The 13104-nt window shown below is 72.7% G+C and carries 13 protein-coding genes and 1 pseudogene; 6 read left to right on the forward strand and 8 right to left on the reverse strand.

The features are described 5' to 3' along the window. Window positions 1-35: 35 nt before the first annotated feature. Both ACH442_RS19970 and ACH442_RS19975 read left to right on the forward strand, forming a co-directional pair. Window positions 36-752: a hydrolase gene (locus ACH442_RS19970; RefSeq protein WP_396339539.1), complete on the forward strand. Its 717-nt coding sequence runs from the start codon at window positions 36-38 to the stop codon at window positions 750-752. A 123-nt stretch (window positions 753-875) separates the two neighbouring features. Further along, window positions 876-1133, forward strand: coding sequence for a hypothetical protein (locus ACH442_RS19975; RefSeq protein ID WP_396339540.1), 258 nt, complete (start codon window positions 876-878; stop codon window positions 1131-1133). Here the strand turns inward: ACH442_RS19975 and ACH442_RS19980 are convergent. Then, window positions 1082-1621: a helix-turn-helix domain-containing protein gene (locus ACH442_RS19980; RefSeq protein ID WP_396339541.1), complete on the reverse strand. Its 540-nt coding sequence runs from the start codon at window positions 1619-1621 to the stop codon at window positions 1082-1084. The genes ACH442_RS19975 and ACH442_RS19980 overlap by 52 nt on opposite strands. Before the next feature lie 57 nt (window positions 1622-1678). On the opposite strand from ACH442_RS19980, the gene ACH442_RS19985 reads away from it, so the two are divergent. Together ACH442_RS19985 and ACH442_RS19990 are read left to right on the forward strand one after the other, a co-directional pair. Further along, window positions 1679-2935, forward strand: coding sequence for an alpha/beta hydrolase family protein (locus ACH442_RS19985; protein WP_396339542.1), 1257 nt, complete (start codon window positions 1679-1681; stop codon window positions 2933-2935). A 54-nt stretch (window positions 2936-2989) separates the two neighbouring features. Then, a complete protein-coding gene (locus tag ACH442_RS19990) occupies window positions 2990-3916 on the forward strand; it encodes an ATP-binding protein (protein WP_396339543.1) in 927 nt (308 codons plus the stop codon). Here ACH442_RS19990 and ACH442_RS19995 read toward each other — a convergent pair. From ACH442_RS19995 to ACH442_RS20015, 5 genes and pseudogenes are all read right to left on the reverse strand, one after another. After that, a complete protein-coding gene (locus tag ACH442_RS19995) occupies window positions 3905-4543 on the reverse strand; it encodes a response regulator (protein ID WP_396339544.1) in 639 nt (212 codons plus the stop codon). The two genes, ACH442_RS19990 and ACH442_RS19995, sit on opposite strands and share 12 nt — an antisense overlap. Further along, entirely contained in the window at window positions 4540-5790 is a 1251-nt protein-coding gene (locus ACH442_RS20000) for a sensor histidine kinase (RefSeq protein WP_396339545.1), read from the reverse strand. The genes ACH442_RS19995 and ACH442_RS20000 overlap by 4 nt, the downstream gene beginning before the upstream one ends. Before the next feature lie 6 nt (window positions 5791-5796). Then, window positions 5797-6528 (reverse strand): ABC transporter permease, encoded by a 732-nt coding sequence (locus tag ACH442_RS20005; RefSeq protein ID WP_396339546.1) that lies wholly within the window; start codon window positions 6526-6528, stop codon window positions 5797-5799. Between the two features lie 47 nt (window positions 6529-6575). Next, window positions 6576-7241 (reverse strand): annotated as a pseudogene (locus tag ACH442_RS20010) (ABC transporter ATP-binding protein); the annotation flags it as partial. Window positions 7242-7348: 107 nt separating this feature from the next. Continuing rightward, window positions 7349-7756 (reverse strand): hypothetical protein, encoded by a 408-nt coding sequence (locus tag ACH442_RS20015; protein ID WP_396339547.1) that lies wholly within the window; start codon window positions 7754-7756, stop codon window positions 7349-7351. Window positions 7757-7844: 88 nt separating this feature from the next. Between ACH442_RS20015 and ACH442_RS20020 the strand changes: the two genes are divergently transcribed. Both ACH442_RS20020 and ACH442_RS20025 read left to right on the forward strand, forming a co-directional pair. Beyond that, the gene (locus tag ACH442_RS20020) at window positions 7845-9305 is read left to right on the forward strand and encodes a PQQ-binding-like beta-propeller repeat protein (RefSeq protein WP_396339548.1); all 1461 of its coding nucleotides are present in this window, start codon (window positions 7845-7847) and stop codon (window positions 9303-9305) included. A gap of 67 nt (window positions 9306-9372) precedes the next feature. After that, window positions 9373-10185, forward strand: coding sequence for a lysostaphin resistance A-like protein (locus ACH442_RS20025; protein WP_396339549.1), 813 nt, complete (start codon window positions 9373-9375; stop codon window positions 10183-10185). A gap of 153 nt (window positions 10186-10338) precedes the next feature. On the opposite strand, the gene ACH442_RS20030 is transcribed toward ACH442_RS20025, so the two are convergent. Continuing rightward, on the reverse strand, window positions 10339-12303 hold the full coding sequence (locus ACH442_RS20030) for a hypothetical protein (RefSeq protein ID WP_396339550.1): 1965 nt from the start codon (window positions 12301-12303) through the stop codon (window positions 10339-10341). Between the two features lie 137 nt (window positions 12304-12440). After that, window positions 12441-12902 carry a hypothetical protein gene (locus ACH442_RS20035; protein ID WP_396339551.1) on the reverse strand — a complete coding sequence of 154 codons (462 nt, stop codon included), beginning with the start codon at window positions 12900-12902 and terminating at the stop codon, window positions 12441-12443. Window positions 12903-13104 lie beyond the last annotated feature (202 nt).

Here is a 13104-nt window from a genome sequence, read left to right on the forward strand (position 1 = left end):
GATTCGGCCGGGGCCGGCTGGGTATCAGCGGTGGCATGCGGATTCATGCGGCGGGCGCCCTGCTCGACGGCGACCTGACCACCCCTCCGGCCGCCCCGGCGCTGATCCTGTTCACGCAGAGCAGTCCCCGCGACAGTGCCGTCGCCGGGCTGCTCCACGAGCGAGGGCTCGCGACCTTGCTGATCGAACCGCTGACCCCGGACGAGCGAGCCGACGAAGGCCACCGGTTCGACATCGACCTGCTCGCCGACCGGGTGATCGGGGTGCTGCGCAAACTGCGCGCCCAGCCGCTGACCGCGCGACTGCCGATCGGCCTGTTCGGAGCGGGCGTGAACGCCGCCGCGGCGCTGGTGGCGGCGGCGGCCCGGCCCGGTGACGTGCAGGCGGTCGTGACCCGCGGCGGTCGCGCCGACCTGGCCGGCGGCGCGCTCGCCCAACTGCAGGCGCCGACCCTGCTGATCGTCGGGGAGCGCGACCCGCGGCTGCGCACCCTGAACGAGGAGTCCCGCCGGGCGATGCGGTCCCGGTCCGACCTGTGCGTCATCCCGGACGGCGACCGGTTCTTCAGCGACCCGGAAGCGCTGGAGCAGGTCGCCGTGCAGGCCGGCGACTGGTTCACCGTGCACCTGGCCGCACCCGTGCCCGAGCGCGCCCCGGAGATCGACTCGGCGCTCCCGGTCGAGCAGACCGGCCTCGTCGACCTGTTCCCGCCGCCGACCTCGACCCACGAGCGCTGCCCCGACGATGCCTGAGCGGCGCTGACAGCGGCAGGTCAGGAAGGTCGCGGTGATCGGTGGTGGGTCGTCGGGCTGTCGGCGACCGCCGCGCTGCCGCACCGGGGGATCGACGTCCGGTGCTACGAGGCCGGCGAGCCGATGGCGGAACGTTCGGCCGGCGACACCCGGATCTTCCGGCTGGCCCACGCCTACCCGGAGCTCGGGGACGGGCCGCCGTTCGTACGCCGGGGAAAGGTCCTCGCCATGCACGGCGAGGACCTGATGAAGTTCGCACCGTTGCTGGGTGACGTGCTCGCCGGCGCTTGCGTCGACGGCATGACGCCGGCCCCGCCCGAAGCTGACGCTCACGGCGCCTCCGCGTCTTCGCTGGGGAAGAGGATGGGGCTGAGCAGGTAGCGGGTGCGGGCCGGGGTCGCTTGGTGGGACAACCGGGGTGCGATCACGGTCCGCAGTTCGGCGAGCAGGGCCAGGAGCTCGTCGTCGTCGAGCCAGACCGCATGCTGGCGGTAGCCGACCGGATCCCGGGACGGGTCGGCGTCGTCGCGGTCCAAGTACGCCCCGAACTCGGCGATCAGTGCGGCCATGGCGGTGCCGAAGGCCTGCCGGTGGTCGTCCTTCGACAGGGACCGGGCGACTTCCGGGTCGATGCCGGTCCGATGCTCGTGGAGGCGATAGCGCCGTTCGACGGCGCCGCGCACCCGGCGTTCCCCGGCGACTTGCAGCACCCCGCCGGCGGTCAGCGCCTCGACGTGCCGGTAGACCATGGCTTTCGACACGTCCGGCAGGAGCGCGCCCAGCTGGGCGGTGGTGAGCGTGCGGCCGCCGCGCAGCGCGTGCACGATCCGGAGCCGGGCCGGGTGTCCCAGCAGTTCCATGGTCCCCATCCCCGAATGCTCTCACATGCTGCTACCGTTCGCACAAAGCGAGAACGATGGGGGTTGATGACGGTGGTCGAGCCGGAGACCGTGGCGCTGGCGGTGATCGACTTGGCCCGTGCGGACCGGTTTGCCGAGATCGAGGCGCTGTTCGCGCCGCCGCTGCGTGCGGCCGTCTCCGCCGACACGCTGCGGACCGCGTGGGCGGCCGAGCGCGCCCGCATCGGCTCGACCTGGCGCGTCGGAGCGCCTGCCGGTGTGCCGGCCGACCCGGGTCTGACCCGGGTCGAGGTGCCGGTGACCGGCGAGCGCGACGGCCACCTGGTGATCATGACGGTCGACCGGGCCGGGCAGCTGCACGGCCTCCGGCTGGCGCCTTCCGTCACCTCGGAGTGGCGCGCGCCCCGCTACGCCAGGCCGGGGCGATTCGACGAGCAGGAGATCACGGTCGGTTCGGGGTCGTCGGCCGTGCCCGGCACGGTGTCGCTGCCGCGGCGCCGCACTCCCGTTCTGGGTGTCGTGCTGCTCGGCGGCGGCGGGCCGTTCGACCGCGATCAGAGCGTCGGCGCGGGCAAACCCCTCAAGGATCTGGCCTGGGGGCTGGCCCGCCGCGGCGTGGCGGTCCTGCGGATGGACAAGATCACCCACGCGTATCCCGGCCTCGCCTCGGCGCCCGGGTTCACCATGGTGGACGAATATCTGCCGCCTGCGCTCGCCGCGCTCGACCTCCTGCGGCGGCAGGACGGCGTGGACTCCGAGCGCGTCCACCTGCTCGGGCACAGCGCCGGTGGCCGGGCAGTGCCCCGAGTCGCGGCAGCCGACGGGTCGGTCGCCGGGCTGATCCTGCTCGCCGCCGACGCCGCGCCGTTGCCGCAGGCCGCCGTCCGTGCGGTCCGTCACCTGGCCGCCGAGCAGCCCGGACCCGACGGGCCGGCCGCCGTCGAGGCGATCAGTCGCCAGGCCGCTCTGGCCGACAGCCCGGCCCTGTCACCGGCTACGCCCGCGGCGGACCTGCCGTTCGGCTGGCCGGCCTCCTACTGGCTCGACCTGCGCGACTACGACCAGGTCGGCACGGCGGCCGCGTTGAGCTTGCCGATGCTGGTCCTGCAGGGTGGCCGCGATCATCAGGTCACCGTGGCCGACGATCTCGCGCGGTGGCGGGACGGTCTGGCGGGCCGCCCGGACGTCACCTTCCGGGTCTACCCGGACGGCGATCACTTCTTCTTCCCGCAGCGGGCGAACCACGTGGATCGGGCCGTGATCAGCGAGGTCGCCGGCTGGCTGCTCCGCCCGGCACGATCTTTCTGGAAACGGTTTTCATAGCGAATTGGCGTGTTCCGCTTGCGAGGGCGCGACACTGTCTCTACCGTTCCGGTAATGAAAATCGCTTTCACTGGCAAGGGCGGCAGTGGCAAGAGCACCCTCGCCGCGCTCTTCGTCGGGCACCTGCGCGCCGCCGGCCGTCGCGTCCTGGCGATCGACGCCGACGTCAACGTGCACCTCGCGCCGCTGCTCGGCGTGACCGCCGACCGGGAGGCGGCCCTGTCGCACCCGGCCAACGTCACCGCCGTACGCCGTCACCTGCTCGGCACGAACACTCTGGTCGGCGGCGTCGAACGGTTCGTCGCGACCACCCCGCCCGGCCCCGGCTCGCACCTGGTGGCCCTCGACGCCACCGACCCGGTCCTCTCCGGTCACGGCGTCGCGCTGGACGAGCGCACGCACGTCATGCACGTCGGCACCTACGAGCCGGAGGACATCGGCGGCGGCTGCTACCACGGGCACCTGGCCATCCTGGAGAACCTGCTCTCGCACCTGCGGCCGGAGCAGGACGACTGGGTGGTCTGCGACATGGTGGCCGGCACGGACGCGTTCGCCAACTCGCTGCACGCCCAGTTCGACGCGATCGTCGTGGTCGTCGAGCCGACCCCGGAGTCCACGACGGTCGCCCGCCGCTATCACGAGCTGGCGACCGCGGCCGGTGTCGCTGACCTGCTGTTCTTCGTCGGCAACAAGGTGGTCGACGACGTCGACGTGGACTACCTGCGCCGGTCGCTGGAGGCCGCGCCGCTCACCGTCCTCGGCTCGCAGCCGGGTCTGCGCCGTGCCCGCCAGGAGGGCCGCTGCCCGCTGCCGGCCGACCTCGACGACGCGAGCCCGCTGCAGGTCATCGCCGAGCACGTGCGACCGGCCGACGGCGGCCGCCGGACCGCCCGCCTGCATGAACTGCACTTCAAGCTGGCCCAGAAGGACTGGGTCCGCAGCGCCCACGGCGACGTCTCGGGACAGGTCTCACGAGCCTAGGAGCCCCCGGTCGTAACCCGCGGCGACCGCCGCCGCGCGATCCTTCACGTCCAGCTTCGCGTAGATGTTGATCAGGTGCGTCTTGACCGTCGCCTCGGTGATGAACAGCCGCGCCGCCGCCTCCCGATTCGTGTTCCCCGCCGCGACCAGCCGCAACACCTCCAGCTCACGCTGGCTGAGCGGCCCGGTCGTCGGCGCGGGAGCGCGCAGCCGGCTCATCAGCCGGGCCGCCACCGACGGCGCGAGCGTCACCTCGCCGCGGGCCGCCGACCGCACCGCCCGCAGCAACTCCTCGCGCGGCGCGTCCTTGAGCAGGTAGCCGGTCGCCCCGGCCTCGATCGCCGGCAGCACGTGACTGTCGGTGTCGTACGTCGTCAGCACCAGCACCCGCGCCGGCACCTCCCGCCGGGACAGCTCGCCGATCGCGGTCACCCCGTCCATCCCCGCCATCCGCAGGTCCATCAGGATCACGTCGGGCGCCAGCGTCTCCGCCATCCGGATCGCCTCGGCACCGTCGGACGCCTCGCCGACCACGGTGAACTCGGGGTCACGGGCTAACATCGCGCACAGCCCGTCGCGTACCACGGGATGGTCGTCGACGATCATCAACCTGATCGGTTCCGTCATGGGCGGGCCTCCGGTGGGTCGGCGGGCAGGCAGGCGGAGATCCCGGTCCCGCCACCCGACTCGGATTCGATCTGCAACGTTCCGGACAGCGCCTCGATCCGCTGCCGCATCGCGACCAGCCCGAACCCGGCGGTGTGCGCCGCCGGGTCGAAGCCGGGCCCGTCGTCGCGCACGTCGAGCGCCACCTGCGCGTCCATGTAGGAGAGGGTCAGCCCGACCCGGCCGGCGTCCGGCGCGTGCTTCGCCACGTTGGCCAGGGCTTCCTGGGCGGTCCGCAGCAGCGCCACCTCGGCCGCGGGCCGCATCACACGCCTGTCCCCGGTGACCGTGACCTGCGCCGGGATGCCCTGCCGGGCCGACCACCGGGCCGCCACGTCGGTGACCGCATCGGCCAGCCGCCCGCCGTCCAGCGGCTCGGGCCGCAGCTCGTTCACCGAGCGCCGCGCCTCGGTCAGGCTCTCCCGGGCCAGCGCGGTCGCCGCTTCGTGATGCCGCCGCCACGCCGCCGGGTCGGCGGCCGCGTGCCCGGCCGCCTGCAACTGGGTCACGATCCCGGTCAGACCCTGCGCGATCGTGTCGTGGATCTCGCGCGCCATCCGGGACCGCTCGTCCTGGACCCCGGCCAGCCGCGCCTGCTCGACCAGTTCGCCCTGCAGGGCCGCGTTCTCGGCGAGCGCGGTGGCGAGCCGGGAGTTGGCCTCCTGCGTCTCGTGCATCGCCCGATCGCGCGCCTGGTGGTACCGCGCGGCGATCTGGATGAGCCAGGCCAGCAGGCACATCGGCACGACGTTCGCGGCCACCACGGTGAGCCAGGTGAGCCGGCCGGCCCAGGTGCCGTAGTCGCTGCCGGTGGCCTGCGCGGTCCCCGCGACGAGTCCGGCCCCGGCGACGTAGAACAGCTCACGCGGCCAGCCGATGATCCGGTATGCGTAGAAGTACAGCGCCGGGGTGTAGAACCCGAACCATGGGTGCCGGGCCGCCAGAGCGAGTCCGAGAAGGATCAGCCCGCCGAGGAACACTTCCATGATCCGCGGCCGGTCGCGCCAGGCCGGGCGGACGGTGAAGAACACCAGGTTCCACCCGGCCGCGACGGCACCGAGCCCCAGGTCCAGCGCGATCCCGTGCCCGTGCTCCACGATGACGGTGAACAGCGTCAGGCCGCCGAGCAGCAGATAGGGCACCACGGTCACCATCGGCTGCAGCCGGCGTTCCCAGTCCGCCGGCCCGGCCGTCTGCCAGTTCGTCATCCTCACCTACTCCCAGCGGAACAATCTAACGGCCGCTACCGCGGCGGCGCCGGCCCAGGCGAGCAGCGTGAGAAGCGCGATCCAGGGTGGCCGGTGACCGTTCGTGGCATCGGTCATCGCGGTCACCGCGGCGCCCAGGGGAGTGGCGTGACTGATCCGGGCCAGGGCCGGCGGCATCGTCTCGATCGGCAGGAACAGGCCACCGAAGAAGATCAGCGGGTAGAAGATCGCCGCGCCGATCGCGTTCGCGGCCCGTCCGCCCGGTGCGGCCGCCGCCACGAACAGTCCCAGAGCGGTCAGCGCCGCCGTGGCCAGCAGCGCCGCGACCAGGAATCCACCGAACTCCCGCGGCAGCGTCACCCCGAACGCGAACCGGGCCACCAGCAGCAACGCGGTCACCGCCACCACGGCCGTGACCAGCGTGATCACCAGTTGCGCGGCCAGCACCCGGACCGGCCCGACCGGAGTGGTCCGCAACCGTCGCAGCACCCCACGCTCCCGATATCCGGCCAGCACCGGCGGCAACACGTTCAGCGCGAGCATGGCAAGACTGAAAGCGACAAGAATCGGTACGTACGTGTCCAGCAGCGTCCGCCCGCCGAGATCGTCCCGCCGCTCGTGGTAGAAGGGCAGGTTGCCGAAAATGATCAGAAGCAGGATCGGCAGTCCCACCCCGAACGCGGGCCCGGACTTCTCCCGCAGGAACAACTTCAGCTCCGTCAGCGCGAGCGTGCTCACCCGGCCCTCCTGGTCAGCGTCACGTAGGCGTCCTCGAGGGTGCGTTCGCCACTGCGCTCGACGAGTTCCGCGGGTGTGCCGGTGTGCACGACCCGGCCGGCGTCGATCAGCGCGACCCGGTCGCAGAGCCGCTCGGCCTCCGGCATGAAGTGCGTGACCAGCACGATCGTCACCCCGCCGGCGCGGACCGCCGCGATCAGATCCCACGTGTCGCGGCGGGCGTGCGGGTCCAGCCCGGTGGTGAGCTCGTCGAGCACGGCGATGCGAGGACGGCCGATCAGTGCCAGGGCGATGGCGAGCCGCTGCTTCTGGCCACCGGACAATTTCCCGTACGCCATCTGCTCCTTGCCCATGAGCCCCAGCTGCTCCAGCAGCTCCGTGGCGTCGGCCGGCTCCGGATAGAACGAGGCGTAGAGCCGCATCGCCTCGCCGACCCGCAGCCGCTCCGGCAGTTGCCCGTCCTGCAGTTGCACGCCGACGCGGCGGGTCACCTCGGTGTGGTCGCGCACCGGGTCGCGCCCCAGTACCCGGATCGTCCCGCCGTCCGGCGTCCGCAGGCCGACCAGGCACTCGACCGTGGTGGTCTTGCCGGCGCCGTTGCGCCCGAGGATGCCGAAGATCTCGCCCTGCCCGACGGCGAACGACACGTCGTCGACGGCCACCGTCCGCCCGTACCTCTTGTGGAGATGCTCCACCTCGATCACCGTGTTCATGGAACCCAGCCTGGCAACGCGGGGGCCCGGCTCGGATCGCCCGATCTTCCGGGTACGGGGTGGAGAGCGGCACTCCACCGATCGGTGGAGCGCTTCTTGCCGGTGGGTCACAACGCCATCCGGCGGCGCCACCAGGCCGCCGCGTACCAGGGGCTGACCCGGCCGGGGTGGTGATCCGGCACGGTCGTCCGCAGCAGCAGATCGTCCAGCGGGGCGACCAGACGCCACAGCTCCCGCCGGGCCGGCGCCGGCAGCATCCGGAGCGTGGCCTCGAGCACGTCCCGCTGCTCGCACAGGTCCTCGTCGAGGCTGTAGCAGCCGTCGCCCGGGAGCCAACGCCGCGGCTGCCGGGTCGTGCGCCGGTAGCCGAGCAGGGCCCGCCGCACCTCCAGGTCCGGCCGCAGGTGCTGAATCCGGGCGATCTCGGCGTTCGCCCGGCTGGACAGCCCCTCGACCGGCTGCGCCAGCGGTGTGTACGACTGCGCGCGAACCGCGCGCGGTGCCCTACGCCCCATGGTCCTTTCGGGTCTTCGTCATGGCGCGCACTCTGCCACACCCACCCACCGCCACGCCCGCGATATTCGGCCTGCGAAGATCTCGGTGGTGAGCGTCCCGCTGATCGTCGACCGCATCCTTGGTGACCGGCCCTTCGCCGAGGTCGGCGAGCCGGTCCTGGCGGTCCGGTCCGGCGATCGGCTGGCGGTGGCGGGCGACCTCATCCATGAGTCCGGCCAGGCCCCGGTCGCGGTCTACGGCGTGGACGACCTGGTCTGCCAGGCGGTTCACCGATCCCGATATCCCGTGCACGCGCTGGCGTTCCACCCGGAGTGGCCGCTGCTGGCGATCGGCACCGGTGCTTACGACGGCGGCTACTTCTTCAAAGGCGAACTGCTCCTGCTCGACCTCGGGACAGGCGCGGTCGTGTCCCTGATCGAGCACGAGTTCGGCCGGCAGGTGCTCGGCCTGGAATGGCTCGACAGTCAGCGACTGCGTCTGCTGCTGGCGCCGTCAGACGACTGGGAGGACCGAGCCGCGCGGGTCGAGGGTCACGTGGTGGTCCTGCAGCGGGACGACTGGCGAGCCGTCGCACCCCGCTCGATCGACTGGCCGGAACTGGCCGGGCCCCGCGGGCCGGCGCCGCGCCCGGACGGCCGGGCCGAGGCGCGACGCCTCCTCGGGCCGGTCGACCCGCGGCGTACCGTGCGCGCGGTCGAGCAACTCGCCGACGGGCGGATCGTGGCCGCTCTCGCCGGCGTCGCCGCGGAATGCCGGCTGCCCTCGGGCGAGGTGCAGTGGAGTGTTCCGGACGAGGGAGGAGGCGGCCGCGATCTCGTCGTGACGCCGGACGGACGGTCGGTCTGGGTGGGGCTGGACCGTCCACGCCGGGGGGAGTTCCGGCAATCGCTGATCCGGCTCTCCCTGGTGGACGGGAAGCGGACCGACGAGGTCAGCCCACCGGGGCCGTTCGTGCTCGTCCAATGCGGCGACGGGACGCCGGCGATCGGGTCGATGGACCGTACCGGACGCCGCGGCCGCTTGCGCATCCGGCGCGGACACCGGATCTGGACGCGGGAGACCGAGCATGCCACCGACTGGTTGACCGCCGCGGAGCCGGCGCCACCCACGGCCGGCGGCCGGCCGCGCGAGGCCGCCGGGGCGCGTCGCCTGCTACCCCTGTCGTGGGTGGCCGGCGAAACGCACTTCCCGGGTCCGGGCGTCGAACTCGCGGACGGGAGCCTGCTCTACGCCGGAACCGTGTACCACGGCCATGGGCCGCAGCCCGGTGGCGCGTTCGTCATCCGCCGCGACCCGGTGACCGGAGATCCGCGCTGGACGTTCCGCGCCGACACTGCGGTGATCGCCCTCGACGCCGACGACGAGACGGCGTACGTCGCGTACCGGGACGGTGAGGTGGTGGCGCTCGCGGTGCAGGATGGATCCGTGCGCTGGCGGTGCCGGCTGCCCCGGATCTTCCCGACCGCGGTGACCGTGACCGGACCGGACCGACTGCTTCTCGGCACCAGCGACGGCCGCATCGTCGACTGCCGGTCCACCGAACGGTAGAGGGCCGCGGCCCGGACTCCTCCTTTGGACGGATGACCGCGCCTGCCCGGTTTTGAAGACTGGGCGGGTGTTCCGACGACTCTCCGACCGCGCGGCGGCGCTGACGTTCATCGTCCTGGTGCTCGGTGTCTCGCTGGCCACCGCGCGGGTGCTCGGCGGGCTGATCCTGGCGCTGTCGCCGCTGCTGGTCACCCTGGTCATGCTGCTGGTGGTGACCCGCGACGGCTGGACCCGCGACGGCCGGCGGCGGCTCGGGACGGGACGGCTCGGACTGCGCGACTGGCCGGTCGCCCTCGCCACCACGGCCGGGGTGAGTCTGCTGGCCGCGGCCGGTGTCGTGGTGTGCGGATCGGCGCACTTCGTGACACCGGGCGGCCCGTGGCTCAAGGACGCGGTCGCGCTCGGCGTCACCGGGCCGGTGCTGGCGTTCGCCGAGGAGGTGGGGTGGCGCGGATACCTGCTGCCGCGGCTGCTCTGGCTGGGGGAGGGGACAGCGCTGCTGGTCAGCGGCGTGGTCTGGGTCGGCTGGCACCTGCCGTACATCCTGCTCACGCCGCTCTACCACCACGACGGGAACCGGGTGCTGGTGCTCGCGCTCTTCGCCGGCAGCGTGCTGGCGTTCTCGGCGCTCCTCGGCCGGCTCCGGCTGCGGTCGGACAGTCTGTGGCCGGCCGTGCTCGGGCACTTCGCGCACAACGCGACGTTCGCGTGGCTCGGCACCTACGCGATCAGCACCACTCACCCGGTTGTCGTCAACGAGTACCTGGCCGGGGACACCGGACTGTTCGTGCTGCTCGGGACCGCGTTCTGTGCCCTGCTCCTAGGACATCAGCCACTTCCCGGTACGGTCTCGAGCCGCGTCTCCCGCTCGTCCGGCTGAGCCCGGGTCAGCCCGCCGAACGAGTGCGTCACGCGTTCCAGCGGCCGGTGATCTGCTCGGGCCGCACCCGGAACTCGTTGACGTCGTCTTCGACCTCGAAGGCCTCGGCGCGGACGACGACGAGTTCGCGGGTCGTCCACGCGCCGATCGTAGTCAGCCGGCCTGGGCGACGATCTCCCGGCAGAGGGCGAGCAGCTGCTCGTCCTCGGTCACCTCGGCCGGTCGGGCGGTGTGCCCGCGCAGGTTGTGCCGCAGGGGCGCGTCCAGTTCGGCGCGGGCGTACCGGGCGCCGTACCGCACGTCGCCGGTCGCCAGCCAGAGCCGGGCGATCCGGGGCCGTTCCCGTGGCGTCGCCTCCCAGACCGGGCCGAGCGCGCGGGCCGCGTCCTGATTGCCGGCCACCCACCACAGCGCGTCGGCCGTGGCCGCCAGCACCGCGCCGTTCGCCTGGCGGCGGCGCAGCCGGACCATCCGCCGAGCCCGGTCCTTGACGCGGATCCGCAGCTCACGCAGCCCGTCCAGGGCCGCCACGGCGTGTTCCGGCGCGGCTTTACGATCGTCGAAGTACCGGTCGTAGACGCCCGCCGCGGCCTCCGCGTCGCCGGCGACCCGCCAGATCGCGTGCGCCGCGGCCAGCTCCAGTGCGGGTTCACCACAGGTCAGCGTGGCCCGGATGTCCGGGACGCGGGCGGCCGCGGACCGGCCGGCGCGGGCCAGCAACCCGAGCGTGCCGAGATCGATCGGTTCCTCGGCGAGATGGTCGGCGGCCTCGCCCGGCGCGACCGCGGTCAACGCCAGCAGCAGCTGGGCGTACTCCGTCTCGTCCTCGGTGGTGCGCAGCCGCCGCCGCAGCGTCCGGCTCAGGGCGCGCGCCGCGAACCCGTACCCGGCGATGCCGCGATGCAGGTCACCGGTGTCCGGCGCCTCGTCGAGCATGCGCTCCAGCGTCGGCAGCAGCCGCTCGTCACGTAGCTCGGCGAGCAGTCGCGCGGCCATCGCCAGCACCGGCCCCTGACCGCCCTCGTTGATCCAGTAGCCGCCGTCGATCAGGTCCGCCCAGACCGCGTCGGCGGCCGGGCGGGCCAGCTCGCCGATACTGCTGAGCAGGCTCAACGACGCTGCCCGGACCTGCGGATCGGGATCCCGCATCAGCTCCGCGGCCCGGTCGACGAGCGGACGGAACGGCCCTCGGAACCGCTGGACCAGGGACCGGGCCTCGTACAGCGCGTCCTGCCGGGCGTCCCAGCCGTCCACCTCCAGCATGCGCTGCAGCAGGTCCAGTTGCGGGGCGACGTCGTTGCGGTACGCCGCCCGGACCGCGCTCACGACCTGCGGAAACCCGGGCGTCCACTGCCGGGCGGCCAGCCATTGCCCGGCCAGCAGCGGCGCGACCAGGTCGTCCAGGGGCGCCGGCTCGCGGTTCAGCCCGGCCCGGTAGGCCTCCAGCACGGTGTCGCGCGCGGTCTCCACGTCGAACGGCGGAGGATTGGTCATGGCTACCAGCTCGGCGAGCGCGATCGTCCGTACGCGCAAATCCTTGTCGGTGTCGGCAACCCAGGCGAGAAGCCTTTTCGTCGGCTCGTAGCCGGTGCCGACCGCCCCGGCGAGCACGCCGCTGCCGACCAGCGTCAGGCGCACGGCCGGATCAGGCTCCTCGATGTAGCGTTCCCAGAGCAGCTCGACCAGCTCGGCCGACAGCCGGCAGACCGCCCGCACGGTGTAGGCAGCGGCGTCCCTGACCTGCGGATCCTCGTCGATGAGCAGGTCGGTGAGGCCGTCGTGCTCGGCCAGGATCCGCTTGGCCCGCAGCGTCTCACCGGACATCTGCCACGTCCGGTCCGCCCCGGCGAGATCACCGACCAGGCGCAACACCCGCCCACGGTCGGGCTGGGCCGGGTTCGCCACCATGCCCAGCAGGATCGGCAGCGCGGTCGCGACCCACGGCCGGACGTCCGCACCCTCCGGCGCGAGCCGATAGAGGCTGCTCAATGCGACGGTCCGGACCGCCGGGCCACCGCCGGCAAGATTCTTGAGCATTTCCCGTACGGCGGAGCCGTCCTCCACCAGCGACCAGTCGATGTCGTCCACCCCGGTGCGCGGAAGTTCGGTCTCCATCATGGGCTAGATCATGGCCCCACCGGCCCGCGCGCGCCAGCGGGGGATCCCCCAGCTCAGCCCCGGATTCACCCGCCCGTGACCGGAATCGATCCCCGACCTCCCGCTGCCCGACTTCGGAGTGTTCGCCAGGGTATGGCTCAGCCCAGCAGGGTGTACTTCGGTTTGTCCCGGGCCCGGAGCTGGGTCTTCAGGGCGACGGCGACGCCGGCGACGAACAGGACCGGTGCGAGCGTCCAGAACAGGATGAAGTCCTCGCGGTTGTCGGTCACCAGGACCACGACCAGGATGATCGCGGCTGTGACCAGGCCGATCGACCAACCGGCGTAGTACCGGCGCGAGTGCGGGAGCGGGATCGGCTCGTCGGTGGCGGTCACTCCCGGGTTCCGTTCGATCCACTGCTCGGCGACGTCGATCGGGACGTCCGGGATGCGCAGGTCACCGGAGCGCAGCCGGCGGGGCCGCTGACGGGGCATCCCGGTGACCATGCGATGCCAGCCGATCAGCGTCAGCAGGTACAGGCCGATCACGGTCAGTTTGACCGCCAGGGGCAGGCCGGCCCGGTGGAGCGTGATCCAGTAGGCAACCGTCACGAGCACCATGACCGGGAGTGCCCACGGGGCGAAACGGAGATAACGGCGGGCGGCGCGGGCGGCCCGAGGGTCCAGGGGCACTCGCACGGCTGGGCGGCGTCGGCGGATCCACCGGCCGATCGGGAGCTCGCACCATTCCGGGTCGGGCGCACCATTGGTGACTGCCAGTGGCGGAATGTCCAGAAGGGGGACGAGATCGGCGGGAATGACG

It is taken from the genome of Actinoplanes sp. NPDC020271, from assembly GCF_044388125.1.
Classification (GTDB): Bacteria; Actinomycetota; Actinomycetes; order Mycobacteriales; family Micromonosporaceae; genus Actinoplanes.

What these genes read in the sequence shown, in the direction of transcription:
- ACH442_RS19995 (WP_396339544.1), bottom strand. Translation starts at nt 4,543, where the DNA reads ATGACGGAACCGATCAGGTTGATGATCGTCGACGACCATCCCGTGGTA.
- ACH442_RS19970 (WP_396339539.1), top strand. Translation starts at nt 36, where the DNA reads ATGCGGATTCATGCGGCGGGCGCCCTGCTCGACGGCGACCTGACCACC.
- ACH442_RS20015 (WP_396339547.1), bottom strand. Translation starts at nt 7,756, where the DNA reads ATGGGGCGTAGGGCACCGCGCGCGGTTCGCGCGCAGTCGTACACACCG.
- ACH442_RS19980 (WP_396339541.1), bottom strand. Translation starts at nt 1,621, where the DNA reads ATGGGGACCATGGAACTGCTGGGACACCCGGCCCGGCTCCGGATCGTG.
- ACH442_RS19985 (WP_396339542.1), top strand. Translation starts at nt 1,679, where the DNA reads ATGACGGTGGTCGAGCCGGAGACCGTGGCGCTGGCGGTGATCGACTTG.
- ACH442_RS19975 (WP_396339540.1), top strand. Translation starts at nt 876, where the DNA reads ATGGCGGAACGTTCGGCCGGCGACACCCGGATCTTCCGGCTGGCCCAC.
- ACH442_RS19990 (WP_396339543.1), top strand. Translation starts at nt 2,990, where the DNA reads ATGAAAATCGCTTTCACTGGCAAGGGCGGCAGTGGCAAGAGCACCCTC.
- ACH442_RS20030 (WP_396339550.1), bottom strand. Translation starts at nt 12,303, where the DNA reads ATGATGGAGACCGAACTTCCGCGCACCGGGGTGGACGACATCGACTGG.
- ACH442_RS20035 (WP_396339551.1), bottom strand. Translation starts at nt 12,902, where the DNA reads ATGGTGCTCGTGACGGTTGCCTACTGGATCACGCTCCACCGGGCCGGC.
- ACH442_RS20000 (WP_396339545.1), bottom strand. Translation starts at nt 5,790, where the DNA reads ATGACGAACTGGCAGACGGCCGGGCCGGCGGACTGGGAACGCCGGCTG.